Source organism: Streptomyces sp. NPDC014991 (assembly GCF_043080665.1).
GTDB lineage: Bacteria > Actinomycetota > Actinomycetes > Streptomycetales > Streptomycetaceae > Streptomyces.
Map to the genome: position 1 here is coordinate 233,366 of NZ_JBIBVY010000002.1, position 26,575 is coordinate 259,940.

General features: G+C 71.7%; 26 protein-coding genes and 2 tRNA genes. 14 read left to right on the forward strand and 14 right to left on the reverse strand.

The window, feature by feature from the left end; translation table 11 throughout:
- Positions 1-166: 166 nt before the first annotated feature.
- A complete protein-coding gene (locus ACF1BE_RS05075) occupies positions 167-508 on the reverse strand; it encodes a DUF6344 domain-containing protein (protein WP_392197581.1) in 342 nt (113 codons plus the stop codon).
- Between the two features lie 255 nt (positions 509-763).
- Between ACF1BE_RS05075 and ACF1BE_RS05080 the strand changes: the two genes are divergently transcribed.
- Positions 764-892 carry a DLW-39 family protein gene (locus tag ACF1BE_RS05080; RefSeq protein ID WP_003999697.1) on the forward strand — a complete coding sequence of 43 codons (129 nt, stop codon included), beginning with the start codon at positions 764-766 and terminating at the stop codon, positions 890-892.
- A gap of 351 nt (positions 893-1,243) precedes the next feature.
- Positions 1,244-2,614 carry a hypothetical protein gene (locus ACF1BE_RS05085; RefSeq protein WP_392197582.1) on the forward strand — a complete coding sequence of 457 codons (1,371 nt, stop codon included), beginning with the start codon at positions 1,244-1,246 and terminating at the stop codon, positions 2,612-2,614.
- On the opposite strand, the gene ACF1BE_RS05090 is transcribed toward ACF1BE_RS05085, so the two are convergent.
- Together ACF1BE_RS05090 and ACF1BE_RS05095 are read right to left on the reverse strand one after the other, a co-directional pair.
- On the reverse strand, positions 2,578-3,891 hold the full coding sequence (locus ACF1BE_RS05090) for a serine/threonine-protein kinase (RefSeq protein WP_392197583.1): 1,314 nt from the start codon (positions 3,889-3,891) through the stop codon (positions 2,578-2,580). The genes ACF1BE_RS05085 and ACF1BE_RS05090 overlap by 37 nt on opposite strands.
- A gap of 153 nt (positions 3,892-4,044) precedes the next feature.
- Positions 4,045-4,593 carry a helix-turn-helix domain-containing protein gene (locus ACF1BE_RS05095; protein WP_392197584.1) on the reverse strand — a complete coding sequence of 183 codons (549 nt, stop codon included), beginning with the start codon at positions 4,591-4,593 and terminating at the stop codon, positions 4,045-4,047.
- A 182-nt stretch (positions 4,594-4,775) separates the two neighbouring features.
- Between ACF1BE_RS05095 and ACF1BE_RS05100 the strand changes: the two genes are divergently transcribed.
- Positions 4,776-4,848: transfer RNA gene (locus tag ACF1BE_RS05100), tRNA-Ala, on the forward strand.
- Between the two features lie 161 nt (positions 4,849-5,009).
- Here the strand turns inward: ACF1BE_RS05100 and ACF1BE_RS05105 are convergent.
- Entirely contained in the window at positions 5,010-5,711 is a 702-nt protein-coding gene (locus ACF1BE_RS05105) for a DUF5324 family protein (RefSeq protein ID WP_392197585.1), read from the reverse strand.
- 205 nt (positions 5,712-5,916) lie between these two features.
- Here ACF1BE_RS05105 and ACF1BE_RS05110 point away from each other — a divergent pair, with 205 nt between their 5' ends.
- Both ACF1BE_RS05110 and ACF1BE_RS05115 read left to right on the forward strand, forming a co-directional pair.
- The gene (locus tag ACF1BE_RS05110; RefSeq protein ID WP_392197586.1) at positions 5,917-6,447 is read left to right on the forward strand and encodes a peptidylprolyl isomerase; all 531 of its coding nucleotides are present in this window, start codon (positions 5,917-5,919) and stop codon (positions 6,445-6,447) included.
- A 179-nt stretch (positions 6,448-6,626) separates the two neighbouring features.
- Complete coding sequence (locus ACF1BE_RS05115) at positions 6,627-7,511, forward strand: rhomboid family intramembrane serine protease (protein ID WP_392197587.1); 885 nt, start codon at positions 6,627-6,629, stop codon at positions 7,509-7,511.
- Positions 7,512-7,794: 283 nt separating this feature from the next.
- Here the strand turns inward: ACF1BE_RS05115 and crgA are convergent, their stop codons facing one another.
- On the reverse strand, positions 7,795-8,049 hold the full coding sequence (gene crgA / locus ACF1BE_RS05120) for a cell division protein CrgA (RefSeq protein ID WP_392197588.1): 255 nt from the start codon (positions 8,047-8,049) through the stop codon (positions 7,795-7,797).
- Positions 8,050-8,201: 152 nt separating this feature from the next.
- On the opposite strand from crgA, the gene ACF1BE_RS05125 reads away from it, so the two are divergent.
- The 5 genes from ACF1BE_RS05125 (at position 8,202) to ACF1BE_RS05145 (ending at position 11,833) form a co-directional block, all read left to right on the forward strand.
- Complete coding sequence (locus ACF1BE_RS05125) at positions 8,202-8,990, forward strand: DUF881 domain-containing protein (RefSeq protein ID WP_392197589.1); 789 nt, start codon at positions 8,202-8,204, stop codon at positions 8,988-8,990.
- A 148-nt stretch (positions 8,991-9,138) separates the two neighbouring features.
- Positions 9,139-9,300 carry a hypothetical protein gene (locus tag ACF1BE_RS05130; protein WP_121787865.1) on the forward strand — a complete coding sequence of 54 codons (162 nt, stop codon included), beginning with the start codon at positions 9,139-9,141 and terminating at the stop codon, positions 9,298-9,300.
- Positions 9,297-9,935, forward strand: a complete 639-nt coding sequence (locus ACF1BE_RS05135; RefSeq protein WP_392197590.1) for an aminodeoxychorismate/anthranilate synthase component II — start codon at positions 9,297-9,299, stop codon at positions 9,933-9,935. The genes ACF1BE_RS05130 and ACF1BE_RS05135 overlap by 4 nt, the downstream gene beginning before the upstream one ends.
- A complete protein-coding gene (locus ACF1BE_RS05140) occupies positions 9,932-11,047 on the forward strand; it encodes a class E sortase (protein ID WP_392197591.1) in 1,116 nt (371 codons plus the stop codon). Before ACF1BE_RS05135 ends, ACF1BE_RS05140 begins: the two co-directional genes overlap by 4 nt.
- A gap of 27 nt (positions 11,048-11,074) precedes the next feature.
- A complete protein-coding gene (locus ACF1BE_RS05145) occupies positions 11,075-11,833 on the forward strand; it encodes a class E sortase (protein ID WP_392197592.1) in 759 nt (252 codons plus the stop codon).
- Positions 11,834-11,914: 81 nt separating this feature from the next.
- Here the strand turns inward: ACF1BE_RS05145 and pknB are convergent, their stop codons facing one another.
- The 6 genes from pknB to ACF1BE_RS05175 all read right to left on the reverse strand — a co-directional run bounded on the left by pknB (position 11,915) and on the right by ACF1BE_RS05175 (position 20,191).
- The gene (gene pknB / locus ACF1BE_RS05150; RefSeq protein ID WP_392197593.1) at positions 11,915-13,933 is read right to left on the reverse strand and encodes a Stk1 family PASTA domain-containing Ser/Thr kinase; all 2,019 of its coding nucleotides are present in this window, start codon (positions 13,931-13,933) and stop codon (positions 11,915-11,917) included.
- 196 nt (positions 13,934-14,129) lie between these two features.
- The gene (locus ACF1BE_RS05155) at positions 14,130-15,614 is read right to left on the reverse strand and encodes a peptidoglycan D,D-transpeptidase FtsI family protein (RefSeq protein WP_392197594.1); all 1,485 of its coding nucleotides are present in this window, start codon (positions 15,612-15,614) and stop codon (positions 14,130-14,132) included.
- A complete protein-coding gene (locus ACF1BE_RS05160; protein ID WP_392197595.1) occupies positions 15,611-17,059 on the reverse strand; it encodes an FtsW/RodA/SpoVE family cell cycle protein in 1,449 nt (482 codons plus the stop codon). The genes ACF1BE_RS05155 and ACF1BE_RS05160 overlap by 4 nt, the downstream gene beginning before the upstream one ends.
- A 27-nt stretch (positions 17,060-17,086) precedes the next feature.
- The gene (locus ACF1BE_RS05165; protein ID WP_392197832.1) at positions 17,087-18,649 is read right to left on the reverse strand and encodes a Stp1/IreP family PP2C-type Ser/Thr phosphatase; all 1,563 of its coding nucleotides are present in this window, start codon (positions 18,647-18,649) and stop codon (positions 17,087-17,089) included.
- A 140-nt stretch (positions 18,650-18,789) separates the two neighbouring features.
- Positions 18,790-19,323, reverse strand: a complete 534-nt coding sequence (locus ACF1BE_RS05170) for an FHA domain-containing protein (protein WP_392197596.1) — start codon at positions 19,321-19,323, stop codon at positions 18,790-18,792.
- A gap of 10 nt (positions 19,324-19,333) precedes the next feature.
- Positions 19,334-20,191: an FhaA domain-containing protein gene (locus ACF1BE_RS05175; RefSeq protein WP_392197597.1), complete on the reverse strand. Its 858-nt coding sequence runs from the start codon at positions 20,189-20,191 to the stop codon at positions 19,334-19,336.
- Positions 20,192-20,632: 441 nt separating this feature from the next.
- Between ACF1BE_RS05175 and ACF1BE_RS05180 the strand changes: the two genes are divergently transcribed.
- The 4 genes from ACF1BE_RS05180 to ACF1BE_RS05195 all read left to right on the forward strand — a co-directional run bounded on the left by ACF1BE_RS05180 (position 20,633) and on the right by ACF1BE_RS05195 (position 24,065).
- A tRNA-Leu gene (locus ACF1BE_RS05180) sits at positions 20,633-20,716 on the forward strand.
- Positions 20,717-21,206: 490 nt separating this feature from the next.
- Positions 21,207-22,649, forward strand: a complete 1,443-nt coding sequence (locus tag ACF1BE_RS05185; RefSeq protein ID WP_392197833.1) for a DUF2252 domain-containing protein — start codon at positions 21,207-21,209, stop codon at positions 22,647-22,649.
- 162 nt (positions 22,650-22,811) lie between these two features.
- Positions 22,812-23,624 carry a hypothetical protein gene (locus ACF1BE_RS05190; RefSeq protein ID WP_392197598.1) on the forward strand — a complete coding sequence of 271 codons (813 nt, stop codon included), beginning with the start codon at positions 22,812-22,814 and terminating at the stop codon, positions 23,622-23,624.
- A gap of 111 nt (positions 23,625-23,735) precedes the next feature.
- The gene (locus ACF1BE_RS05195; protein ID WP_392197834.1) at positions 23,736-24,065 is read left to right on the forward strand and encodes a rhodanese-like domain-containing protein; all 330 of its coding nucleotides are present in this window, start codon (positions 23,736-23,738) and stop codon (positions 24,063-24,065) included.
- 216 nt (positions 24,066-24,281) lie between these two features.
- Here the strand turns inward: ACF1BE_RS05195 and ACF1BE_RS05200 are convergent, their stop codons facing one another.
- The 3 genes from ACF1BE_RS05200 to paaC are packed head-to-tail and all read right to left on the reverse strand — an operon-like array spanning position 24,282 to position 26,574.
- Positions 24,282-25,346, reverse strand: coding sequence for a 2Fe-2S iron-sulfur cluster-binding protein (locus tag ACF1BE_RS05200; protein WP_392197599.1), 1,065 nt, complete (start codon positions 25,344-25,346; stop codon positions 24,282-24,284).
- Positions 25,346-25,879: a 1,2-phenylacetyl-CoA epoxidase subunit PaaD gene (gene paaD, locus ACF1BE_RS05205; RefSeq protein WP_392197600.1), complete on the reverse strand. Its 534-nt coding sequence runs from the start codon at positions 25,877-25,879 to the stop codon at positions 25,346-25,348. Before paaD ends, ACF1BE_RS05200 begins: the two co-directional genes overlap by 1 nt.
- Positions 25,873-26,574 carry a 1,2-phenylacetyl-CoA epoxidase subunit PaaC gene (paaC, locus tag ACF1BE_RS05210; RefSeq protein WP_392197835.1) on the reverse strand — a complete coding sequence of 234 codons (702 nt, stop codon included), beginning with the start codon at positions 26,572-26,574 and terminating at the stop codon, positions 25,873-25,875. Before paaC ends, paaD begins: the two co-directional genes overlap by 7 nt.
- Between the last annotated feature and the right edge of the window lies 1 nt (position 26,575).

Genomic DNA, 26,575 nt, shown 5'->3' on the forward strand with positions numbered 1-26,575 from the left:
GGGTCGGTGTCGTACAAGCATGACGTACGGGCCGGGCACGCCCGTGATGTGGGTCGGGAACAGCGCGAGACCCCCGGCCGAGCCCGGCCGGGGGTCTTCCGTGTCGACTGGTGCGTACGCAAGTCGCCGTGGTGTCGAGACGTTGCGGTACTGCGTCAGGACCGGATCAGCAGACGAGGAATTCCGCCGTGTCGTCGGTGGCCGTCGTGTCCGTACGCGTCTCGGTGCGGGGGCGCTGCCGGCAGCGCGGGGCCTTTCCGTGGGCCTCGGCCCGGATCCGCTGTTTCATCGTGGGGGGCAGGGCACTGCCGTGGGACCAGGCCCAGTGGCTCGTCACCGGAATCGTCGGTGCCGACTGCTGCGCGGAGCCGGTGCGGGGACTCTCGGTCCGGGGTCCGGCCGCGGCGGCCGTCGCGGTGCCGGCGGTGACGAGTCCGAGCGCCGTGCACAGCGCGAGAAAGGCGGTGACGATGGCGGTCCACAGCTTCATGACCTTGTTCTGGGTCATGGCCCCTCACTTTCGGGTCGGGCGATTTGCGTACTTTCCTCATGATGTGTATGAGGTTCGCGAAGTGGTGGACCGACGGCCGTGGCGCGTCGATGTTCCGATGAACACCACCCGGACGGGTGCACGGGGACGGAGAACCTCGGTGCTGCCGAAGGCGGGGAGTTGGGCCCCGACGCAGGTCACCGATCGATATCGGTCGGTGTGTATAGTCGGGCGCCAGAGGTCCCTTACGTCAAGGAAAGACGAGGTCGCGCGGTGAAGAAGCTGCTCCTGGTCGCACTGGCCGCCATCGGCGGGCTCCTCGTGTACCGGCAGATCCAGGCGGATCGCGCCGAGCAGGACCTGTGGACGGAGGCGACTGACTCCGTGCCCACGGGTTCGTGAGTCCCCCACACCCCAGCTGAACCGACCCCGGCCGCCTTCGCGGTCGGGGTCTCGCGTTCCCGGGGCCCGCGCTGCCGGGATCCGCGTGCCGCGGCGCCGGGCGGTGTCCCGTGTTGCGGGGTGCCGGCGCCTGGGGTAGGGCGATCCGGCGGGTGGCCCGGTGGGGCGCCGGGCGGCGGCGGGCTTTTCGGACGGCCGTACGCATGCCCCGGACGGCGCAGGCGCGGCCGGGGCAGGATGGGACGCGGACGGCGGGGACGGACCGAGAACCGGGGGTGGCGGCACGTGCGAGGACGTACGGCGCGGTGGCGGCTCGTGCCGGGGCCCACGGCGTGGTGGCGGCAAGCGCGCATGCCGGCCGCGTGGTGGCGGGGCGCGCGTGCGCGCACGGCGTGGTGGCGGGGCCCCCGCCGGTGCGTGCCGGCGGCCGTCCGTGCCGCCCTCGCTCTGCCGGCCGTCGGTGCCGCCCTCGTGCTGCCGGCCGCCCCGCCCGCGGCAGCCGCCGGGGCGCACCCGGGGCCGTACGCCTTCGCCCCGGGCGCCCGGGCGGTCGCGGGCGCGCGGAGCACCGCCGGGGCCGCCCTGCTGGACCCCGGCCGCACCTACCGCGGCACCCTCCCGCGCAACGGCAGGCTCTACTACCGGCTCGAGCTGGCCGCCGGGGACACCGCGTACGTCCCCGTCACCGCCGTCCCGCCGGCGGACGCCACCGTCTCGGCCACCGACGGCATCCGCGTCTCGGTCAGGGACGCGCACGGCACGTCCTGCTCCTACGCCTCCGCCCGCTTCGGCGCCGGGCTCAGCCCGCGCCCGGTCACGGCCCTGGGACAGCGTGAGGCCGGGAAATCGCTGTGCCAGGGCGCGGGCACCTACTACCTCCTCGTCGAACGCCTCGACGCCCAGGGCTCCCACGCGGCGGCCCCGGCGGGCGCGTGGGATCTGGAGATCGCGCCCGCCACGGAACCGGCCCTGGCGCGGACGGGTGCCACCACCGCCCCCCGGGCCTGGGACTCCGCCACCCCCGGGCCTCTCACCGCCACGCCCCGCGACCGCTCCGGCGGCACCGGCTTCGCCGCGGCGCGTCCGCTGGGCCAGGGCGTCTGGCGGACCCGCCTGGAACCCGGACAGACCCGGTTCTACAAGGTGCCGCTCGACTGGGGCCGGCAGCTGTACGCCTCCGCGTCCCTGGGTGACTCCCCGGGGCACGGTTACGTCGGCGGCGCCCTGAACCTCTCCCTGTACAACCCCGTCCGCGGCTACGTCGACGACGCCTCCGTCGGTTACACCGGCACCGCCGGGCCCGCCGCCCTCCAGCCGCTCCCGCCGGTGGAGTACGCCAACCGGTACGCCGTCCCCACCGCGGTGACCTCCGTCCGCTTCGCCGGTGACTACTACCTGGTGCTGCACCTCAGCGCGCGGACGGCCGGCACGTTCGGGCCGGGGCCGTTCGAGGTGACCCTGCGGGTCCGGACGGGCGGACAGGCGCACCCGGGACCGGGGTACGCCGGGCGGCCCGTCCCGGACGGCGTCCTCACGGTCACCGGGCAGGACCGGGCGGCCGCGCTGACCGGGGCGACGGGGGAGGGCGGTGACCTCACGACGACGCTGGTCGCCGTGGGCGGCATCGGCGGGGGAACCGCGCTGCTGCTGTTCCTCGGCGGCTGGACGGTGGCGGCCCGGCGGGCTCAGAGACGGGTCAGCGCCCAGAAACCGACCGCGTAGCAGACGAGCGCCAGCAGCAGGACCGGGAGCGCGACGCGGGCCGGGGGGCCGGGGCGGCGGGCCGCGCGCCGGCCGCGGTGCCGCCGGGCGGAGGGCGCCGCCGCTGCCGGGACCGGCGGAGGTGTCCGAGGCGGAGTCCGGGAATTGCGGGCGGTGTACGCGGCGGTGCCGGAGCCGGCACGTGGATCCGGTGCCGGGGGCTGCCGGGGAGGGGGCAGGCGGAAGCTGCCGGTGTCGGAGAGGGAGCCGGTGCCCGTCGAGCCGGTGCCCGCCGGTGTGCTCGCGTGCCGGGCGCCGGGACCGGTGCCGCCCGAGGAGGCCGCCGGGTGAGCCGCCTCGGGGACTGTCCGCGCGCCCGCCCCCGAGACCGTCTCCAGGACCACACCGGAGGCCTGAACCAGAGGGCCCTCGGGGCCGAAACCCGGGGGCAGCGGACCGAGTTGGTCGAAGATCTCGATGAGCTCGTCGTCGGGGCCGGGCTCCGGCAGGAGCTCCGCGGCGGCGACGAGCGCCTTGCGTGCCCCCGTGGCGGTGCGGAAACGGTCCGCCGGGTCGGGCTGGAGGAGCATGGCGACGACCTGCCAGAGCGGTTCCGGGACGCCCTGGGGCGGACCGGGCGTCCCGTGCTCCAGGAAGTACTGCACGAGCGCCTTGGCGTCGGGTCTGGCGCCCTCCAGGAGGTACAGGGCGACCAGGCCGACGGCGAACAGGTCGGCGGGGAAGCCGGGATCGGCGCCCAGCAACTGCTCGGGGGCGAGGTAACCGGGCGTACCCACCACGAGGTTGGTTTCCGTCAGCCGGGGCTCCCCCAGCCGCATGGCGATGCCGAAGTCGGACAGCCGCAGCCGCGGCCGGCCGGTACCGGTGGCTTCCAGGAGCACGTTGGCGGGCTTGATGTCCCGGTGAACGACGTCCTCGGCGTGCACGGCGGCGAGCCCGGACAGCAACTGGTCGAGCAGGGTGCACACGAACGCGGGCGGGAGGGGGCCGTAGTCGCCCACCAGGTGGACCAGGGAGCCGCCACCGACCAGCTCCATGGTGAACAGCACCTTGTCGTCGTCGGCGGCCCAGCTGGCCGGGGCGAGGACGTGCGGGTGGTCGATGCGCAGGGCCTGCTCGCGGACGAAGCGGAGCAGGGAGTGGGCGTCGCGCTGCTGGAGGACCTTGGCGGCCACGTACCGCCGCCGGCGGTGGTCCCAGGCCCGCCACACGGCGCCCACGCCACCGCGCCCGATCGGGTCGGCCAGCTCGTACCGGCCGGCGAAGACCTCACCCATGACAGCCGCCGCTCCTCCCCCTGGCCCTGCGAGGCCCCCGTGCCCCTCGCCCCCCTTCCCTACCCATGTGACGGCGGATACGCGCCTCGGCCCCGGCGCCTGTGCCCCGGACCTCCCGTCCCGGACGCCCCGCCGGTGGCGCGGACCGTGCCGTCAGTTCTGGTGGGACTGGTAGTGCGCGACGGCGTCGGAGGTGCGGCCGGCACCGTAGACGCGGAGGAACTCCGCCAGTTCGGGGTGGCTCGGGGCGAGGGTGTCCGCGGCGTCGATGATGTCGCCCGCGGCGGCCACCGAGCGGAGCAGCGACTGGATCTCGCGGACGACCCGCTTGACCGTGGGGGCGCCGGAACTGCCCGTGGTGTGCGTGGTGTTGCTGAGCACGGAGCCTCCCTGCGACTTCCTGATCTCGTCCATGCGCTCGGTCGCCTCGGCGGCGCTGACACTGCCGTCCGCCACCTGGGCCGCCAGTTCCTGGAGCAGCTGCACCCGCTGCACCACCGCGGGGTTGCCGATCTTCGCGCGCTGGCCGCTCATCAACTGCGAAAGCATCGGAGCGGACAGACCCAGGACCGCCGCGAGACGGGCCTGGTTCAGCCCGAGATCGTCGATGAGCTTACGGAAGAGCGCCCCCAACGGCTCCCCGTACCAGTTCCGCTGGAGCTCCCGCGCTCTGGTGGTGGCTTCCTGCTGTGCGGCGTCCATTGCGTCTCCCCATCGCTTCCCCTGAAAACCGCGGTTCGCTGTAGCGAACCACGCCGAGCATCCTACGGAGAGTGGTCATCCGCGGGGACCCCCAATCTTTTTGCGGGATACGGGGGGTGACCCGGTACTCTGGTCTGCGGCACCAGCCGGAACGAGGTTCCTCCGGCCGGTCGCTGCTTCCCGGGGCCTTAGCTCAGTTGGTAGAGCGCCGTCTTTGCATGGCGGATGTCAGGGGTTCGACTCCCCTAGGCTCCACGCGAAAAGACCCCTCCGACCTGCGGAAACGCGGTCGGAGGGGTCTTTTTTGTCCGGCTCGGCGGGTGCCGGAGCCCGCCGGTGGTCATGACGAGACCCCTCCGGCCCGCTCACTCGCGGGCCGGAGGGGTCCTCTGTCAGGTGCGGCGGGACCGCGCGGGTCAGGCCTGGTCGTCGCGGTCCGTCTGCTCGTCCTGCGTCTGCTTCGCCTCGACCTCCGGGTCCAGTGGCGCGGCGCCCGTGCCGTCCACGGAACTGAGGCGGCCCGCGTCGGGGACCTCCGTCGCCGCGGACGGTTCGACCAGCCAGTCGGGGTTGGCCTGCCTGTCCCACCACTTCCACGCGGCGAACGCGCCGCCCGCCAGGGCGCCGGCCACGAGCAGCGCCTTCACGGTGCGGCCGGTCCGGGAGCGCCGTTCGTTGCGCCGGGCCAGCTTCTGGATCTGCTGGGCCGTGACCTGACCGCGCAGCGCGGCCAGGGCGGCGGCGCCACGTGCGGCGGCCTCGTCGCGTACCGGAGCGGTGGCGGCCACGGCCTGTTCGATCCGGGGGAGCGAGTACTCGGCGGCCTGCCGGGCGGCCTTGCGGGTGAGTGCGGCGGCTTCGTGCGCGGCCTGGTCGACCTTCGGCGGTACGTGCGTCAGCGCCTGCTCCACGCGTGGGGCGAGCCGGGCGTCGTACTGCACGCGGGCCTGTCCGGCGGCCTGCGACACCACGGGCGCCAGCCGTACACGTGCCTCCTGCGCATAATGCGAGGCACGCTCCTTGGCCGTGTCGGCGTAAGGCGCCACCACTTCCGCGGCGTGCAGCACGCTGTCCTTCGCCGAACCGGTCGCGGCGCGCACGCTCTCGATGCGGGTCACGGGTTCCTCCTCCTCGGTGGCGTACGGTATTTCGACTTTCCACCCTTTTACGGATCATGCCTGTCAACGGCGACCGCAGCATGCGCGGACGCGCATACGGGTGCCCACAACCCTCTCCCGGCGGAAGTCGCGGCCGTGCGACGACGCGCGGGCGGGACCGTGCAAGGATCGAGTCGTCGCAGCGCACGACGACGGAAGGCACCTCGTGGCTGAGCAGCTGTATGCCACCCTGAAGACCACCCTCGGCGACATCGGGGTGCGGCTCTTCCCGCACCACGCTCCCGTCACGGTGCGGAACTTCGTCGAACTGGCCCGGGGCGAACGCGAGTGGACGCACCCCGGAACCGGTGAGAAGAGCCGGAACCCGCTCTACGACGGCACGGTCTTCCACTCCGTCATCAGCGGATTCATGATCCAGGGCGGTGATCCCCTGGGAAACGGCATCGGCGGTCCCGGCTACGGGTTCGAGGACGAGTGCCATCCCGACCTGACCTTCGGTGTCCCGTACCTGATGGCCATGGCCAACGCGGGTCCGGGCACCAACGGCTCGCAGTTCTTCATCACGGTCACCCCGAGCACCTGGCTGAACGGCAAGCGCACCATCTTCGGCGAGGTCACCGACCCGGCGGCGCAGAAGGTCGTCGACGCCATCGCGAGCGTGCCGACCGGACGCAACGACCGTCCGCTGGAGGACGTCGTCCTCGAGACGGTGGTCATCGAGACGCGCGAGGGCTGATCCCGGCTCCTCGGACCCCTTCACTCCCCGGACCCCCTCCCTGCACGGTCCCCGGCTCCCCGGAGAAACCCCGCCTACCCGGAAAATCCCCGCGGGGAACCAACCGCGCCGCCCGTCCGTAAGGATGAACGGGGCAGGATAGTGCCGTCAGGCAGGGAAACGACGACCAAGGGGACCCGATGGAGCAGGCCGCAGGCAGCGCACAGGACGCCGGGAGCGTGCCCGTGTGCTACCGGCACCCGGACCGCGAGACCGGCGTGCGCTGCACCCGTTGCGAACGCCCCATCTGCCCCGAGTGCATGGTCAGCGCCTCGGTCGGCTTCCAGTGCCCGGACTGCGTGCGCGACGGTTCGGGTACGGGGCACGCGCCGCAGGTGTCCCGGCCGCGGACGCTCGCCGGCGGCACGGTCACGTCCGACCCCCGGCTGGTCACCAAGATCCTCATCGGGATCAACCTCGCGGTGTTCATCGCCGTCCAGGCGGACCGGTCGCTCGTGGAGCACCTGGTCCTCATCGGCCAGTGGCCCCCCAGGCCGTTCGCGCCGACCATGGGGGCCGCCGACGGCGAGTGGTACCGCTTCGTGACGTCGATGTTCGCGCACGAGGAGTACTGGCACATCGGCTTCAACATGCTGAGCCTGTGGTGGGTCGGCGGTCCGCTCGAGGCGGCCCTCGGCCGCACCCGCTATCTGGCGGTGTACTTCGTCTCGGGTCTGGCCGGTGGCGCGCTCACCTACCTGATCGCCTCCCCGACCACCGCCTCGCTGGGCGCCTCCGGGGCGATCTTCGGTCTCTTCGGCGCCACCGCCGTGCTGATGCGCCGGCTGAACTACGACATGCGTCCGGTCATCGCGATGCTGGTGATCAACCTGTTCTTCACGTTCCGGTTCAGCAACATCGCCTGGGAGGCGCACATCGGCGGCCTGGTCGCCGGTGTCGTGACGGGTTTCGCCATGGTGCACGCCCCACGGGAGAAGCGGTCGCTGGTGCAGTACGGCACCTGTGCCGCCGTTCTCGCGGTGGCGGTGGCGCTGGCGCTGGTCAGGACCGCTCAGCTGACCTGACCGGGCGTGCGAACACCCGGCTACCGAACCGTTGTCCACAGAGGGTGGCGAAAGCTGTGCACGCTGTGCGAGCACAGCTGTGCCCCCTGCCGCTCGAATGTGTTTCCGCAGGTGGGGCAGGGGGCGAACGCATGTCTGATGGGTCGACCACCGGTCACACCGGCGTCAACACGCGATGGGTTATCCACAGATCGTCGTTCTTTTTCCCCACTGTGGAAAACGGCTGTGGATAACTCGGTGGACAGCCCTGGGGAGAGCTGTTCCGACCAGGGGCGGCCGGCCGCTACTTCCACTGCGTGGAGACACCGAAGCCGGCGGCGATGAAGCCGAAACCGACCACGATGTTCCAGTTGTCCAGGCTGTCGATCGGCAGCGATCCGTCGGTGACGTAGAAGACGACGATCCAGGCCAGACCGATCAGGAACATGGCCAGCATGACCGGTGCGACCCAGGCACTGTTGGTGAGCTTGATGGCCTGCGCCTGCTTCGCCGTGGGCGGCGTGTAGTCGGCCTTCTTGCGGATACGTGACTTCGGCACGAGGGTCTCTCCTGTCGATGCGCTGCGTGGCCGCGCAGGGAACTGGGTCGGGCTCGGGGCAGCGTACAAGGGGCCAACATGACGACTCTGTGTGCTCCCCCGGGCGTCCGTTAGCGTAGTGCTTCCGCGGCGCCGAAGGAGATAAGGGTACGTTGAGCAATTCTGCCGACTTTCCCGGGACGGGACCAACGGGCACCACCCCGGCCCGCCGGCCGCGCCCGCGGCCCGTGCGGATCCTCACGGCGGCCGTCTTCGCCCTAGCCGGGCTCATCTTCTTCACCAGCTTCGACACCGCCAGGGGCACCGACATCCGGCAGGACGGCTCCCTGCTGAAGCTGTCCGACCTGATCCAGCAGCGCAGCCGCAAGAACAAGGGGCTGGACGAGTCCAACGCGGCCCTGCGCGGCAGTGTGGAGTCGCTGGCCGAGAGCGACGACGGCAGCACCAGGGCCGAGGACGAGAAGCTCGGTGCCCTGGAGAACGACGCGGGCACCCGCGGTCTCACCGGCAAGGCGGTCACCGTCACCCTCAACGACGCCCCGCCCGACGCCACCGCCAAGCTCCCCGGCTATCCCGAGCCCCAGCCCGACTACCTGGTCATCCACCAGCAGGACCTCCAGGCCGTGGTCAACGCGCTGTGGCAGGGCGGCGCCCGGGGCATCAAGGTCATGGACCAGCGGCTGATCTCCACCAGCGCGGTGCGCTGCGTCGGCAACACCCTGATCCTCCAGGGCCGCGTCTACTCACCGCCGTACCGGATCACGGCGGTCGGGGACCCGGGGCGGCTCAAGCAGGCGCTCGCGGCGAGCAAGGCCATCCAGACCTACATGGTGTACGTCAACGTCTACGGCCTCGGCTGGAAAGTCGCCGACGACGGCACGGTGACCCTTCCCGGCTACTCCGGCACGGTGGACCTGCACTACGCCGAGCCCGTGCGGTGACCGGCCCGCGCCGGGGCCCGGCGGGCGCGTCCCGGACCCCACCGGGTCCGCGGAGCCAGCCGAACCGGGGGCGCCGCGCCGCTAGTCTGGTGACGTACGGCGTGGGTCTGGTGCCGTAGGGAACACGGAAGGGACGGCAGGGGACGGCATGTACGGCTGGATCTGGCGGCATCTGCCGGGCAACGCGTGGGTGAGGGCGTTCGTCTCGCTCGTACTGGTCCTGGCCGTGGTCTACGTCCTGTTCCAGTACGTCTTCCCGTGGGCCGAGCCGCTGCTGCCCTTCAATGATGTGACGGTGGACAACCAGTGAGTGCGCGGATTCTCGTCGTCGACAACTACGACAGCTTCGTCTTCAACCTCGTCCAGTACTTGTACCAGCTGGGCGCCGAGTGCGAGGTGCTGCGCAACGACGAGGTGTCGACCGCGCACGCCCAGGACGGCTTCGACGGCGTGCTGCTCTCGCCCGGGCCCGGGACGCCCCAGGAGGCCGGCGTGTGCGTGGACATGGTCCGCCACTGCGCCTCGGCCGGCGTACCGGTCTTCGGCGTCTGCCTCGGCATGCAGTCCATGCAGGTGGCGTACGGCGGCGTGGTCGACCGGGCGCCCGAGCTGCTGCACGGCAAGACCTCGCCGGTCGAGCACGAGGGCAAGGGCGTCTTCGCGGGCCTGCCCTCCCCCTTCACGGCGACCCGCTACCACTCCCTGGCCGCCGAGCCGGCGACCGTCCCGGCCGAGCTGGAGGTGACGGCCCGCACGCACGACGGCATCATCATGGGCCTGCGCCACCGCGAACTTTCGGTGGAGGGCGTGCAGTTCCATCCCGAGTCGGTGCTGACCGAGCACGGCCACCGGATGCTGGCCAACTGGCTCGCTCAGTGCGGCGACCAGGGTGCCGTGGCCAGATCGGCGGGGCTCGCCCCGGTGGTGGGCAGGGCCACGGCGTGACCGCGCTGCGCCCCGAGCGTGAGGACCTGTACGGCGGCGGCAGGCCGTACGAGTCCTCCGGCGGTGCGCGGCCGCACACGGGACGCCGCAAGGATCCGCCGACGGCCCCGATGCCCCGGCTGACGGAAGCGGGGCCGCCGCGGGGCGAGAACCTCATCGCGCCGTCGCCTTCCGCCGACGACGAGACGATGGCGCTGCGGATCCCGGTGCCGGCGGACACCGGCCCGTACCACGCGCCCCCGCGCCCGCCTGCGGCCTCCCCGGCCCCTTCCGCCACCGGAGTCGCACCGGGCGGCCGGGCGGCCCGCAGAAAGGCCGCCAAGCGCCGCCGCGGGCGCCACGGCGGCGCCCGCGGGGCGGCGGCTCCCCCGGCGGAGCGTGATCCGGGGAGCCCGCGGTCCCGGGTGGAGGCCCGGCGGCAGGCGAAAGCGCGCAGGCCGGGTCCGGCCGTCCTCGTGAGCCGGGCCGTCGGCGAGGTGTTCATCACCACCGGAGTGCTGATGCTGCTGTTCGTCACCTACCAGCTGTGGTGGACCAACGTCCGCGCGCACGCGCAGGCCGGCAGCGAGACGCACCAGCTCCAGGACGACTGGGCCAGCGGCAAGCGCAAGCCGGGCGCCTTCGAGCCCGGCCAGGGCTTCGCCATCCTGCACATCCCCGCCCTCGACGTGGTGGCGCCCATCGCGGAGGGCGTCAGCAACAAGAAGGTGCTCGACAAGGGCATGGTCGGGCACTACGGCGGACAGAGCGCGCTCCGGACGGCGATGCCCGACGCCCGGACCGGCAACTTCGGTCTCGCCGCGCACCGCAACACCCACGGTGAGCCGTTCCGGTACATCAACCGGCTCAAGTCCGGCGACGCGGTCGTGGTGGAGACACAGGACACGTACTTCGTGTACAAGGTGGCCTCGACGCTTCCGGTGACGCCCCCGTCCAACACGAGCGTGCTGGACCCCGTCCCGCCGGGCTCGGGCTTCACCGGGCCCGGCCGCTACATCACCCTCACCACCTGCACGCCGGAGTTCACCAGCAAGTACCGGCTGATCGTCTGGGGCAAGATGGTCGAGGAACGCCCGCGCAGCAAGGGCAAGCCGGACGCGCTCATCGAGTAGGGCTCACCGAGTAAGGGCAGACGAACTGTGGCAGCGACCACCGACGAGACCGAAGACACCACGGACGCGTCCGAACCGGACCCGGATCCGGCCTCGCGCGGCCGGCGCCCCGGGCGGATCGCGACGGCGGTCAGCGTCTTCGGTGAACTCCTCATCACGGCGGGCGTGCTGCTCGGCCTCTTCGTCGTCTACTCGCTGTGGTGGACCAACGTCATAGCGGACCGCAAGGCGGACCGGGAGGCCGACCGGGTCCGCGAGCACTGGGCGCAGCAGCAGGCGACCGGCCCCGGCGCGCTCGACACCAAGGACGGCATCGGCTTCCTGCACGTGCCGGCGATGAAGAACGGTGAGGTGCTGGTCGAGAAGGGCACGGGCACGGACGTCCTCAACGACGGCGTCGCCGGCTACTACACGGACCCGGTCAGGTCCTCGCTGCCCACCACCGGCAAGGCGGGCAACTTCGCCCTCGCCGCCCACCGCGACGGCCACGGCGCGAAGTTCCACAACATCGACAAGCTGCGCGAGGGCGACCCGGTCGTCTTCGAGACCCGGGACGACTGGTACGTCTACAAGGTCTACTCGATCCTGCCCGAGACCTCGAAGTACAACGTCAGGGTCCTGTCGTCCGTCCCCAGGGAGTCCGGCCGGAAGAAGCCCGGCCACTACATCACCCTGACGACCTGCACCCCCGTCTACACCTCTCGCTACCGGTACGTCGTCTGGGGCGAGCTGGTCCGCGTGCAGAAGGTCGACGCCCGGCGGACCCCGCCGGCGGAACTGCGCTGACGCGCCTTTTCGGACACGCCCGGAACGACGCGGGCCCCTGCCGGGATCTCCCGGCAGGGGCCCACGGGCGAGCGCGGGGCGTCAGCCGGTGGTGCCGCCGAAGAAGTTCGTGCCGCCGTTGTCGCCGCCGTTGCCGTTCCCGCCGCCGTTGTTGTTCCCGAAGCCCAGGGTCGTCAGGGTGACGGTGGTGCTCCCCGGGTCGTCGACCTGGTCGTTCTGCTTCGGGTCCTGGGCCGCGACGATCGCGGTGTCACTGCCGTCGCTGCCGTTCGCGAACTGGATGTTCGTGAAGCCCGCGGCGTTCAACAGCTGCCTGGCCACGGCGACCGTGCGGCCCCGGACGTCCGGGACCGGCGTCTTCTGCTGTTCCTGCGCCTTGCCGACGTTGATCACCACGTTGGTGTTCTTGACGACCTGCTGGCCCGCCGCCGGGTTGGTGTTCTGCACCTTGCCGTTCTGGGCGGGGTCGGTGACCGCGGTGTCGTTGCAGGTCGGCGCGAGACCCTTGGCCTGGAGTTCGGCCTTCGCCTCGTCACAGGACTTGCCCGTGACGTCGGGCACCGTGATCTTCTCCTCGGCCCTGGCGACCGTGAGGGTGATCGTGGTGCCCTTCTCCTTGCTGGCGCCGGCCGCCGGGTCCTGGGTGATGACGACACCGGGCGTGCGGGTCGACACCTGGGTCTTCTTCTCGACGTCGAAGCCCTTGGCCTTGAGTTCGGCCTCCGCCTGGTCGTACTGGGCGCCGCGCACGTCCGGCACGGTCACTCTCGGCGCGCCCGTGGAGACCACCAGGGTGACCGTGGTGTCCTTGTCGACCTTCGCGCCCGGATCGGGGTTCTGGGTGCAGATGTTGCCCGTGGCCTGGTCGGCGCAGGACTTCTCGGTGACCGAGACCTGGAGTCCGGCGTTGTCGGCCAGCTTCCGGGCCCTCTTCTCCGGTTGGCCCACGAACGTCGGTACGGTCACCTTGCCGTCGCCCGGGTTGTCGCCGCTGAAGGCCCACTTGCTGATCAGGATGGCGCCGACCAGCACCAGCAGGCCCGCCACCACCAGCAGGATCGTGGAGGTGTGCGACTTCTTCTGCTGGCGGCGGCGGTCCGGGCGGTCGTCGTAGCCGTAGGCGCCACCGTCGTCGGGGTTCATGGGCGGGAGCATGCTGGTCGCGCCCGCGCCCGCGTCCGAACGCAGGGCCGTCGTCGCCTGGTCGTCGGGGTAGCCGCCGTAGCCGACCGCGCCCATCGCGGCCGTGGCCGCGACCGGCTGGCCGTCCAGGCACGCCTCGATGTCGGCGCGCATCTCGTCGGCCGACTGGTAGCGGTAGTTGGGGTCCTTGACCAGCGCCTTCAGGACGATGGCGTCCATCTCGGGGGTGATCTCGGGGTCGAAGACCGAGGGGGCCTGGGGTTCCTCACGCACGTGCTGGTAGGCGACGGCGACGGGGGAGTCACCCACGAACGGCGGCCGTACCGTCAACAGCTCGTAGAGGAGACAGCCGGTCGAATAGAGGTCGGACCGGGCGTCGACCTGCTCTCCCTTGGCCTGCTCGGGCGAGAGGTACTGGGCCGTGCCGATCACGGCGGCCGTCTGGGTCATGGTCATCCCGGAGTCGCCCATGGCGCGGGCGATTCCGAAGTCCATCACCTTGACCTGGCCGTTGCGGGTCAGCATGACGTTGGCCGGCTTGATGTCCCGGTGGACGATGCCGCTGCGGTGCGCGTACTCCAGGCCCTGGAGGATGCCGATGGTCATCTCCATCGCGCGCTCGGGCAGCAGCTTGCGGCCGGAGTGCAGCAGCTCACGGAGCGTGGAACCGTCGACGTACTCCATCACGATGTACGGGATGGAGACCCCGTCGATGTAGTCCTCGCCCGTGTCGTAGACCGCGACGATCGCGGGATGGTTGAGCGAGGCGGCCGACTGGGCCTCCCGGCGGAACCGGGCCTGGAAGGACGGATCACGCGCGAGGTCCGCGCGCAGCGTCTTCACCGCCACGGTGCGGCCGAGGCGGGTGTCATGCGCGAGGTAGACCTCCGCCATGCCACCGCGGCCGAGCACCTGGCCCAGCTCGTACCGGCCGCCGAGGCGACGCGGCTCTTCCATAGCTACCTACCAGCCCTCTCCGTCGGTCCCGGCCGCGCACCTCTGTGTGCGGCCGGAGGCTGCCGTCCGGGCCTACCGTACCCGGCTCGCTCTGTGTGACCTGGCCAAGCCCGTAACCCGATACAGGACCGGTACCGCAACGTGCGGCGATGTGAGGGCGGTGTGAGCGGCGTCACTTGGCGGCGATCGGGTGCGGTCACTTCTTGGAGTCGATGACCGCCTTCATCACGTTCCTCGCGATCGGCGCGGCCAGGCCACCGCCGGAGATGTCGTCGCGGTTGGCGCTCTCGTCCTCGATGACCACGGCCACGGCGACCGGGCTGCTGTGGTCGCTCAGCTTGGCGTAGGAGATGAACCAGGCGTACGGGTTCTCGCTGTTCTCCACACCGTGCTGGGCGGTACCGGTCTTGCCGCCGACGATCACCCCGTCGATCTTCGCGCGGGTACCGGTGCCCTTGTCGACGACCGTCTCCATCATCGACTGGAGGATCTGCGCGTTCCCGGGCGACAGCGGCCGGCTCAGCTCCTCCGGCTGGGTCTTGGCGACCGGGTCAAGGTTGGGGGACTGCAACGAGTCGACCATGTACGGCTTCATCAGCTTGCCGTCGTTGGCGACCGCCGAGGCGACCATGGCCATCTGGAGCGGGGTGGTCGCGGTGTTGTACTGGCCGATGGAGGACAGCGCCGTCTGCGACGCGTTCATGTCGTCGGAGAACACCGAGGCGCTGGACCGCACCGGGGTGTACTGCTGGGAGTCGAAGCCGAACTTCTTCGCCTCCGCGAGCATCTTTTCGTTGCCGAGGTCGGCGCCGATCTTGCCGAAGACGGTGTTGCAGGAGTACTGGAGCGCGACCCGCATGGTCGCGTTCTCGCACGGGATGCTGCCCTCGTTCTTCAGCTGCGTGGTGGTGCCCGGCATGATCCACGGCAGCGGCGATTCGGTCTTCTGGTCGGCCGAGGTGTACTTGCCGTTCTCCAGCGCCGCCGCGGCCGTGACCACCTTGAAGGTGGAGCCCGGCGGATAGGTCTCGCGCAGCGCCCGGTTCAGCATCGGGTCGGCGGGGTTGTACTTCTTCTGGAGCTTCTTCCAGGCCGCCGCGTCGTCGTTGGTGTTGCCCGCGAAGGACGAGGGGTCGTACGACGGGTAGGAGGCCAGCGCCAGTATCTTGCCGGTGGAGGGCTCCAGGGCGACGACCGCGCCCTTGCCGCCCTGCCTGCGCAGGCCGTCGAACGCGGCCTTCTGCGCGGCGGCGTTGAGCGTGGTGACGACGTTGCCGCCCTGCTGCTCCTTGCCGGTGACCATGTCCAGCGTCTTGCGGAAGAACAGGCGGTCGTCGTCGCCGGTGAGGATGCCGTCTTCGATGGACTCCAGCTGGGTGGCGCCGAAGGCCTGCGAGGCGTACCCGGTGACCGGTGCCCACATGGCGCCGTTCTTGTAGGTCCGCTTGTACTTCAGGTCGTTCAGGCCGGTCTTGGCGCCACCGCTGGACCCGGTGATGGGGCTGCCGTCCACGATGATGTCGCCCCGCGGGGTGGCGTAACGGGCGATGGTGACGCGGCGGTTCTGTGGGTCGTCCTTGAGGCTGTCGGCCCGGACGTACTGCAGCCAGTTGTCCCGTAGCAGCAGGGTCAGGACGAGGAGGCCGCAGAAGAGCGCGATCCGGCGCAGGGGCTTGTTCATGACGGGCGGACCACCTGGGTCATCTCGGCGTCGGGGTTGGCGGCGGGGGCGGGCGCCGGGCGGCGGGCGGTGTCGCTGATACGGATCAGGATGCCGATCAGCGCCCAGTTCGCCAGCACGGAGGAACCGCCGTACGCCATGAACGGCATGGTCATACCGGTCAGCGGGATGAGGCCCATGACACCACCGGCCACGACGAACACCTGGAGCGCGAAGGCGCCGGAGAGGCCGATGGCGAGCAGCTTGCCGAACGGGTCGCGGGCGGCGAGGGCGGTGCGTACGCCCCGCTCCACGATCAGGCCGTAGATCAGCAGGATCGCCATGATGCCGGCCAGTCCCAGTTCCTCGCCGAAAGTGGCCAGGATGAAGTCGGAGTTCGCGGCGAACCGGATCAGGTCCGAGTGGCCCTGGCCCCAGCCGCTGCCGAGGGTGCCACCCGAGCCGAACGCCCACAGCGCCTGCTGCAGCTGCTCGGAGTGTCCGCCGACGCCCTGGCGGCTGAGGGTGTACTCCCTCATCGGGTCGAGCCAGGACTGGACGCGGCTCTTCACGTGGGGCTCGATGTTCGCCACACCGACCGCGCCGGCGGCGGACATCAGCAGACCGAACACGATCCAGCTGGTCCGCTCCGTGGCGACGTACAGCATGATCACGAACATGCCGAAGAACAGCAGCGAGGTACCGAGGTCGGTCTCGAAGACCAGGATGAGGATCGAGATCGCCCAGACCACCAGAATCGGGCCGAGGTCGCGGCCGCGCGGCAGGTAGAGGCCCATGAAGCGACGGCTGGCGAGGGCGAGCGCGTCCCGTTTCACCATCAGGTAGCCGGCGAAGAAGATCGCGAGGACGATCTTCGCGAACTCACCAGGCTGCAGGGAGCCGAGACCGGGAATGTTGATCCAGATCTTGGCGCCGTAGATGTTGGCGCCGAGGCCCGGCACGAGCGGCAGGATGAGCAGGACCAGGGCACCGAACATGGAGATGTACGTGTACCGCTGCAGGACACGGTGGTCCTTGAGGAAGATCAGTACGACGACGAAGAACGCGATGCCCAGCGCGGTGTACAGCAGCTGGCGGGGCGCGGCCTGGAAATAGTCGGGCAGCGACTGCAGCAGCTTCGACTGGTCCAGCCGCCAGATGCACACCAGTCCCAGCCCGTTGAGCAGGGTGGCCAGCGGCAGCAGCAGCGGATCGGCGTACGGCGCGAACTTCCGTACGGCGATATGGGCGACGGCGGCCAGCAGGCCCAGCCCGAGCCCGTAGCTCAGCAGACCCGCGGGGACCTGGTCGTCGATGGCCAGGCCCACGTTGGCGTAGGCGAACACCGGGATGACCACGGCGAACACCAGCAGGGCCAGCTCGGTGTTGCGCCGGCTCGGGGCGCCGATCGCGCCGATCGTGGACGTGTGGTGCGTCGACGGTTGCGAAGTATTGGTACCGCTCATCGTGTGACAGGGCCTCTCACGGCTTGCCTACTGCTTACCGCACAGCGAGACGACCTTCTGCTCGTCCTCCGAGAGAGTGGGGCCGGGGCTGGGGGTCGCGGACGGGGACGTGGACGGAGGCTTCGAAGGGGACGTCGGGGACGGCTTCGAGGCCGACGGGTTCGGGGTCGTGGTCGGTGACGGGGAGGCCCTGGTGAAGGCGGCGTGCGTGACGGTACCCGTGCTGCCGCCTGCCTTGCCGGTGCCGTTCGTGGTGCTCGGCGCCGACGCGGCGGCCTTGCGCTCGGCCTGCTTGCGGCACGCGGACGCCTGCACGGCCAGCTCCTGGACCTTCGTCCGGGCGTCCGTGAGACCGCCCTCCGTGATCGTGGCCTTCACCTGCTTCTGCTGGTACGGCGGCAGGTACTTGAGTTCGATCTCGGGGTGGTCCCGCTCCACCTTGGACAGCGACACCCAGGCCAGGTCCTGGCTGATCCCGCGGTACAGCGCGACGTGCTCGTCCTTGGCGCCGACGTAGTACTGCGTCTGCGTCCAGCGGTAGCCGCCGTACAGGCCGCCGCCGACGACGGCGAGCGCGAGGGCGCCGTACAGGGATCTCTTCAGCCACCTGCGCTTCCCGCGCGGCTTGGTGAAGTCGTCGTCGGCGTAGTCGTCGAAGCTGTCGTCCGGGGCGTAGCCGGCGGTGTCGCCGGAGCGGGGCGGGCCGAACTCGCCGCCACCGTGCCGCTGGTTCTGGCGGCCCAGGTGGGAGGCGCGGCCGGCCGGCGTCTGCATGATGCCGTTGTCGTGCAGGTGGTGCTGGTTCTCGGCGACGGCGCCCACCACGACCGGCTGGTCGGACAGCTGCCCGGCGAGGGTGTCACCGGTGTCCAGGTCGAGGACGTCGGCGACGATGACCGTGATGTTGTCGGGGCCGCCGCCGCGCAGCGCGAGCTGGATCAGCTCCTGCACGGTCTCCTGGGGGCCCTGGTAGCTGGCGAGGGTCTCCTCCATCGTCTGGTGGGAGACGACCCCGGACAGCCCGTCGGAGCAGATCAGATAACGGTCGCCGGCCCGCACCTCGCGCACCGACAGGTCGGGTTCGACGTGTTCGCCGCTGCCGAGCGCGCGCATCAGCAGGGAGCGCTGCGGGTGGGTGGTGGCCTCTTCCTCGGTGATCCGGCCCTCGTCGACGAGGCGCTGCACCCAGGTGTGGTCCTGCGTGATCTGCGTGAGCACGCCGTCGCGGAGCAGATACGCGCGCGAGTCGCCGACGTGCACCAGGCCGAGCCGCTGCCCGGTCCACAGCAGGGCGGTGAGGGTCGTCCCCATGCCCTCCAGCTGGGGGTCCTCCTCGACCATGGAGCGCAGCTGGTCGTTGGCGCGCTGCACGGCCACACCGAGGGAGGTCAGGATGTCGGAGCCGGGCACGTCGTCGTCGAGGGTGACCAGGGTGGAGATCACCTCGGAGGAGGCGACCTCGCCCGCCGCCTGGCCGCCCATGCCGTCGGCGATGGCGAGCAGGCGCGGACCGGCGTAACCGGAGTCCTCGTTGCCCTCGCGGATCATGCCCTTGTGCGATCCGGCGGCAAAGCGCAGTGACAGACTCATGCGCACCTCGCCCGTCGGCTCCGGGTACAGCCGGTCGTGTCGAGCCACACTGCCCACCCTCCGGTCGGGAGCGCGCCGGAGACCGGGTGGCGGCCTGCCGCTGCGTGCTCGCTCCGCTCGCGCTTACTCATGACGTAGCACTACTTCCGCAGCTCGATTGCGGTCTTGCCGATGCGGATCGGCGCGCCCAGCGGGATCGGTGTGGGGGTCGTCAGCCGGGACCGGTCCAGATACGTGCCGTTGGTGGAGCCGAGATCCTCGATGATCCACTGGCCGTTCTGGTCCGGGTAGATCCTGGCATGGCGGCTGGAGGCGTAGTCGTCGTCCAGCACGATGGTGGAGTCGTGCGCCCGGCCCAGGCTGATGGTCTGGCCCTGCAGAGCGACGGTGGTACCCGTCAGGGTGCCCTCGGTCACGACCAGCTTGGAGGGGGCGTTGCGCCCACGCCTGCCGCCGCCCTGCTGCCCGCGCTGGGGCGGGGGCGCGGCGGCCTGCTGCCGGGTCTGCGGCCGGGGGGCCGCCTGCTGCGGGCGCCCGGCCTCCCTACGCGATCCGCGCTGAGTGACGCGCGTACCGAACAGGTCGCTCCGGATGACCTGCACGGCCACGATCACGAACAGCCACAGTACGGCCAGGAAACCCAGCCGCATGACCGTGAGGGTCAGCTCTGACATTGCCCCCGCTTCACCCTTCGGCTTGCCTATAGATAACGGTGGTGCTGCCCACGACGATCCGCGAGCCGTCGCGGAGCGTAGCGCGGGTGGTGTGCTGCCCGTCCACCACGATGCCGTTGGTGGAGCCGAGATCCTGGATCGTCGAGGGCGTTCCGGTCCGGATCTCGCAGTGCCGGCGTGAGACGCCGGGGTCGTCGATCCGCACGTCGGCGTCGGTGCTGCGGCCCATGACGAGCGTCGGGCGGGAGATCTGGTGGCGGGTGCCGTTGATCTCGATCCAGTAGCGGGTGCGTGCGCCGCTCATCGGGGCGGCGGCGGGTCGCTGGGTGGCGGGCTGCGGGTAGCCGTAGCCGCCGGGGCGGGCGCCGGGCGGCGGTGCGGCCGGCATCGGGGGCGGTCCGGCGGGCGCGGGGCCGTAGCCGCCCGGGACGCCGGCGCCCGCGGGGCCGGGCCGCCCGGCCGGTGCGGCGGGAGCCTGGCCCTGCTGGTTGCTGGAGGAGGCGAGGGTGCGCGAGCGCACCCGGTACAGGCCGGTGTCCAGGTCCTCGGCCTTCTCCAGGTTGACCTTGATCGGCCCCATGAAGGTGTAGCGCTGCTGCTTGGCGTAGTCGCGCACCATCCCGGCCAGCTCGTCGCCGAGCTGCCCGGAGTAGGGGCTGAGGCGCTCGTGGTCGGGCGCGCTCAGCTCCACGATGAAGTCGTTGGGTACGACGGTCCGGTCACGGTTCCAGATGGTGGCGTTGTTGTCGCACTCCCGCTGGAGCGCTCCGGCGATCTCCACGGGCTGGACCTCGGACTTGAAGACCTTGGCGAAGGTGCCGTTCACCAGACCTTCGAGACGCTGCTCGAACTTCTTCAGGACTCCCATGGGGCACCTCCTCCGTCCCTGCCGTTGTCTTGCCCTGCTCTGTGCCGCTGCCTTGCCGGGTACTGCCGGTACTGCTCACTGATCGTATCTACGCGCCCGCCAATCAGCCGGTTCCCCCAGCGGCTCCCCTTCGAACTCCTGGCGCGTGTCCTGCTGGCATGGATCGTAGAGGCGGGCGAAGACCAGTGTCCCGCACCCGGCTGTGGACCCGGTCCGTCTCCTGGTGAGATGGCCGGGACCGGTACGAGGTTGATACGTGAACAGCGTCTCCTCGATACGCGCGCCACCGCGCGACGGCCGCGGACGCGCCGCACCGGACCCCCGGGAGCGGCGGCAGGGGGCGGCCGGAAGGGATGTGAATCCACCCCGTCCCACGTGCTAATGTTCTGCGTGTCGGAAGGGGCCAGCCCGCAAGGGCCGGAAACGGAAGACACACCCAATGCGCGGGTGGCGGAATAGGCAGACGCGCTGGATTCAGGTTCCAGTGCCCGCAAGGGCGTGGGGGTTCAACTCCCCCCTCGCGCACAACGAGAACCGATGAAACGGGTCTCCACCGGTGACGGACGTCACGGTGGGGGCCCGTTTATCGTCGTGCCGTGGCGTGTGAGGCGTCGCACAGCCAGGGAACGGACCGCGATCGTTCCGGTCCCTCCGGTGAGCTATCTCACGGGCCGCTCAGGGAGGCGGCCGGTGCGGCTGTCGGCACGGTGGCCGAGGTTCCGGCGTCCTGCGAGGCGAGGCGGGGCGGGGCGCCGAGGTGCCAGGTCGCCCCGTGCCGGGTCACCGTGAAGGCGTCGGTCGTGGGCCTGCCCGCCCCGTCGGTGGCGGGGAGACGGCACCTCGGTGTCGCGGAACCCGGGAGACCGGCCGCTCGTCCTTCCCGCACCCCGGCCGGATCGTGCGTTCGCGTACGTCCGACGCGTTCCGGTCACCGGTTGTACGGTCTCCCCCGGGTCGGTGTTCGTACCGACGCCTGTTCGGCGGGCGTGCGGGGAGTGCGGGGGAGGCGGTCGTGGTGACCGGAACCGGTGTGGTGGTCGTGGGGGACGGAGCCGACGGGTCTGACCGGGGCACGCGCCGGCTGCCCCGGGTGCGCGGGTTCGCCCAGTGGCCGCCGCAGGGTTCGCCGAAGAAGGAGGGCAAGGCCCTGCGGGCGAGCGTGCCGCGCGACGCGCACCGCACCCTCGACCCGGACCCCGCCCGCCCCGACGCGGTGAGCGCGGTGGTCGAGTCCAACGCCGGGCGGCTGCCCGAGCTGACCCCGATACGGGTGGGCCGGATGGCGGCCACCCCGTTCGCCTTCCTACGCGGCTCGGCCGGACTCATGGCGTACGACCTGGCCCGCACCCCGGTGACCGGGATCGGCACCCAGATCTGCGGCGACGCGCACGCGGCCAACTTCGGCCTGTACGGCGACGCCCGCGGCGGCCTGGTGATCGACCTCAACGACTTCGACGAGACCGTGCACGGCCCCTGGGAGTGGGACCTGAAGCGGCTCGCGGCCTCCCTGGTGCTCGCCGGGCGCGAGGCCGGTGCCGACGAGGACACCTGCCGCGCGGCGGCACGGGACGCCGCCGGCGCCTACCGGCGCACCATGCGGCTGCTGGCCGCCCTGCCCGTCCTGGACGCGTGGAACGCCATCGCCGACGAGGAACTGGTCTCGCACACGGACGCCCACGACCTGCTCGGCACGCTGGAGCGGGTCTCGGAGAAGGCGCGGGCCAACACCAGCGGCCGGTTCGCGGCGAAGTCGACCGAGGCGCTGGCGGACGGCGGACGCCGGTTCGTGAAAGCGCCGCCGGTCCTGCGTGAGATCCCGGACGCCGAAGCGGCAGCCGTCGCCGCGTCCCTGGAGTCGTACGCCGGCACCCTCGGTGAGGACCGGCAGCCGCTGCTCGCCCGGCACGCGGTCCACGACGTGGCCTTCCGGGTGGTCGGTACCGGCAGCGTCGGTACCCGGTCGTACGTCGTGCTGCTCCTCGACCACCGCGGGGAGCCGCTGGTGCTCCAGGTCAAGGAGGCCCGTCCGTCCGCGCTCGTACCGCACCTGGCCACGGCCGGTTTCGAGGCGCCACCGGTGGCGCACGAGGGGCGTCGGGTGGTCCTCGGACAGAAGCGGATGCAGGTGGTCAGCGACATTCTGCTGGGCTGGACGACCGTGGCGGGGCGGCCGTACCAGGTGCGGCAGTTCCGCAACCGCAAGGGCAGCGTCGACCCGGCCGCGCTCGCCGCCGACCAGGTCGACGACTACGGCCGTATGACCGGCGCCCTGCTGGCCCGCGCCCACTCCCACAGCGCCGACCCGCGGCTGATCGCCGGGTACTGCGGGAAGAACGAGGAACTGGAGGAGGCGGTGGCCGGCTTCGCCGTCGCCTACGCCGACCGCACCGAGGCGGACCACGCCGACCTGGTCGCGGGCATCCGGGCGGGACGGATCGCGGCCGAGTCGGGGGTGTGAGGGGAGCGGGCCGGCACCGCCGCGGCAGCGGCACCGCGGCTTCCCGTGGGCTGCTGTCTTCCCGCGGGGAAGGGCACCTGCGTGGTTCCCTGTTGCGGTCCGACCGGCCCGGCCCCCCGGTGCGTGCCGGTCCGCGCCGGGCGCAGCGGCTACGCTGGGCGGGTGACGACCCCGGAAGCCGATCAGTCCCAGGCGCCGCGTCCCGAGGAACGGCTGGAACAGGCCGTACGGGCCGCCGAGCAGGCGTTGATCGAGTTCGAGATCGCCGTGGAGACCTACCGCGTCGAGGTCGAGAACTTCTCCCGCCTGCACGAGCAGCGCCTCGGCCCGCTCTATCTGCGTATCGAGGAACTCGACGCGGAGATCGCCGAGGCGAAGGCCGCCCGCACCCAGGACCCCGAGGACATCCGGCGGGCCGCGGAGGCCCGCGCCCACGTCCTGCCGATCCCGGGCGTGGAGGAACTGCTGCACGGCTGGATGGACGGTGACGGCCTGTTCCCGGAGGCCGCCGCCATGCTCACCGACCAGGCGGTGCGGCCCCCGCAGCGTGTACGGCCCAGCGAGGAGGCCCGCAAGCTCTACCGCGAGCTGGCCCGCAAGGCCCACCCCGACCTGGCGCAGGAGGACGAGGAGCGCAAGCGGCGCGAGGAGTTCCTCTCCCGGGTCAACGCCGCCTACGCCCGCGGCGACGCGACGCTGCTCAGGGAGCTGGCCGCGGAGTGGGCGGCCGGCCCGGTGCCGCCCGAGCGGCGGCCGAGCCCCGCCGAGGAGCTGTACGCACGCCTGGAGTGGCTGGCCCAGCGCAAGGAACTGCTCACCCTCGTCGCCCGCGAGCTGGAGGAGGGCGCGATCGCCGGCATGCTCCGTCTCGCCCCGGACGACCCGGACGGGCTGCTCGACGAGATCGCGGGCCGGCTGCGCGCCGACATCGCCGAGCGGGAGACGAAGCTGGCGGACCTGCTGGGGCAGGCGTGAGCCCTGCCGTCCTGGGCGCCGCGGCTTCCGGACCGCACCGTTCCTGGGTCGCACCGTCCCTGGCCACGCAGTCCTTCGGGTAGCGTCGGAGCCATGAATATCGGAGCTGGTGTGCCCACGGTCCCGGTCACCGACCTCAAGGACGGCGACTTCCTGCTGGACGTCCGGGAGGACGACGAGTGGCAGGCGGGTCACGCCCAGGGAGCGCTGCACATCCCCATCAGTGAGTTCGTGGCCCGGTACGGCGAGCTGACCGAGGCCGCCCCGCAGGACGGCCGCGTCCACGTCATCTGCCGCTCGGGCGGCCGCTCGGCCCAGGTGACCATGTACCTGGTCCAGCAGGGCATCGACGCGGTGAACGTCGACGGCGGCATGCAGCACTGGCACGCCGCCGGGCGCCCGGTGGTCACCGACGACGGCAAGCCGGGCTTCGTCCTGTAACCGGCCGGGCCCGGTCCGCCCGGTCCTGCTCCGTCCTCCCGTACGCCGCCGCCGGGACGAGCCAGCGCAGGCTCCAGGTGCCCGCCCGGCGTGGGCGCGGTGCGGTGGCCCGTCAGCGGTGGCCGCGGACCGGCGCTGGTCGGCCGGGCTCCGGTGCGGAGGGCGGTCGGCCCTCGCTCCGGTGCGACGGGTCGTCCGGTCGTGGTGGGGCGCCGGTCAGCGGTCGAAGTCCAGCTCCACCTTCTCCGTCAGCGGATGCGACTGACAGGCCAGCACGTACCCTGCCTCCGTCTCCTCCTTCTCCAGCGCGAAGTTTCGGTCCATGCGGACCTCGCCCGAGACCAGGAAGGCCCGGCACGTCCCGCACACCCCGCCCTTGCAGGCGTAGGGCGCGTCGGACCGGTTGCGCAGCACCGTCTCCAGCAGCGACTCGCCCTCCCGCACCGGCCAGGTGCCACCGCGTCCGTCCAGCCGCGCGGTGACGGTGCTGTGCGCGGGCGCCGACGCGGTGACCACCGAGGCGGCCCCCGCGTCCACGTGGAAGATCTCCTGGTGGATCCGCGACCGGTCCACGCCCAGCTCGCGCAGTGCCCGCTCCGCGCCCTCCACCAGCCCGTACGGCCCGCACAGGAACCAGCCCGCCACCCGCTCCGCCGGCAGCAGCGCGGGCAGCAGCCCGGCCAGCCGCTCCCGGTCGAGCCGGCCCGAGGGCAGACCCGCCTGCTGCTCCTCCCGGGAGAGCACGGTCACCAGCTGGAACCGTTCGGGGTAGCGGTCCTTCAGGTCGGCGACCTCTTCCAGGAACATCGTCGAGGCGGCCGTGCGGTCGCTGCGTATCAGGCAGAACCGGGCAGCCGGCTCGCGTGCCAGCAGCGTGGTGACGATGGACAGCACCGGGGTGATGCCGCTGCCGCCGACCACCGCCGCGTACAGCCCCGGCGCCGGGTCCAGGGTGAAGCGGCCCGCCGGGGTCATCACCTCCAGTTCGTCACCGACGGCGATCTCCTTCAGGGCGTACGAGGAGAAGGCACCGCCCTCGACCAGCCGCACCCCCACCCGCAGGGTGTCCGGCCCACCGCCGGCCGGGTCGGGGGCGGGGGAGCAGATCGAGTAGGTGCGCCGGATCTCCGTGCCGTCGACCCGGCGGCGCAGCGCGAGGTGCTGGCCGGGCCGGTGCCGGTACTCCTCGCGCAGTCCGGGCGGGATGCTGAGGGTGAGGGCGACGGAGTCGTCGGTGAGCGGGTCGACCGCGGCCACCGGGAGCGGGTGGAAGCGTGCCATCACAACTCCTTGAAGTGGTCGAACGGTTCGCGGCAGGCCAGACAGCGCCGCAGCGCCTTGCAGGCGGTGGAGGAGAACCGGCTCAGCAGCTCGGTGTCGGCCGAAGCACAGTGCGGGCAGCGGACGGGCTCCGTCGTGCTCTCCGTGCCGTGCGTGCGGGTCGGGCCGAGCGCCAGCGGGACCGGGCCGGAGGCGGCGTGCACGCGCGGGGGCGCGATGCCGAACTCCCGGAGCTTGCGCCGACCTTCGGGGGTGATGTCGTCGGTCGACCAGGCGGGGGTGAGCACGGTGCGGACGGTCACCTCGCGCATGCCGTGGGCGCGCAGGGCCCGTTCGATGTCGAGGCTCATCGCCTCGACGGCCGGGCAGCCGGTGTAGGTCGGGGTCAGGTCGACGTCCACCGCGTCCGCGCCGTGCACGCGCACCGCGCGCAGCACCCCCAGCTCGCGCAGGGTGAGCACGGGCAGTTCCGGGTCGGGCACCGCGCCGGCCAGCTCCAGCAGCTCCGCCTCCAGGGCGGTCGCGGTCACCACGACGCCCCCGGATGGCTGCGGTGCAGGTGCTGCATCTCGGCGAGCATCCGCCCGAACGGTTCGGTGTGCAGGCCCTGCCGGCCGGCGCCCGCCGCCCAGGCCCCGGTGCGCGGTCCCTGAGGGACGGTGAGGGTGGCCCGGCCGAGCACGTCACCGACGTACTCGAGCCAGCGGGCCTCCAGCGCCGGCCAGTCGGTGTCCAGGCCCTCCACCGGCTGGAACAACTCCCCGGTGAACCGCCACAGCGCGTCGCAGGCCCGCTGCATCCGCTCGTGGCTGGTCTGCGTGCCGTCGCCGAGCCGCAGCGTCCACTGCTCGGCGTGGTCGCGGTGGTAGGCGACCTCCTTGACCGCCTTGGCGGCGAGCGGTGCGAAGGGGCCGTCACCGGTCGCCAGTTCGCCGTAGAGCAGCTGCTGGTAGACGGAGAAGTACAGCTGGCGGGCGATGGTGTGCGCGAAGTCGCCGTTCGGCTGCTCGACCAGCTGGAGGTTGCGGAAGGCGCGCTCCTCACGGAGGTAGGCCAGGTCGTCCTCGTCGCCGGCGAGTGACAGCAGCACCCGCGCCTGGCCGAGCAGATCCAGGGCGATGTTGGCGAGGGCGACCTCCTCCTCCAGGACCGGGGCGTGCCCGGCCCACTCCCCGAGGCGGTGGGAGAGCACCAGGGCGTCGTCGCCTAGGGCGAGCGCGGCGGTCACC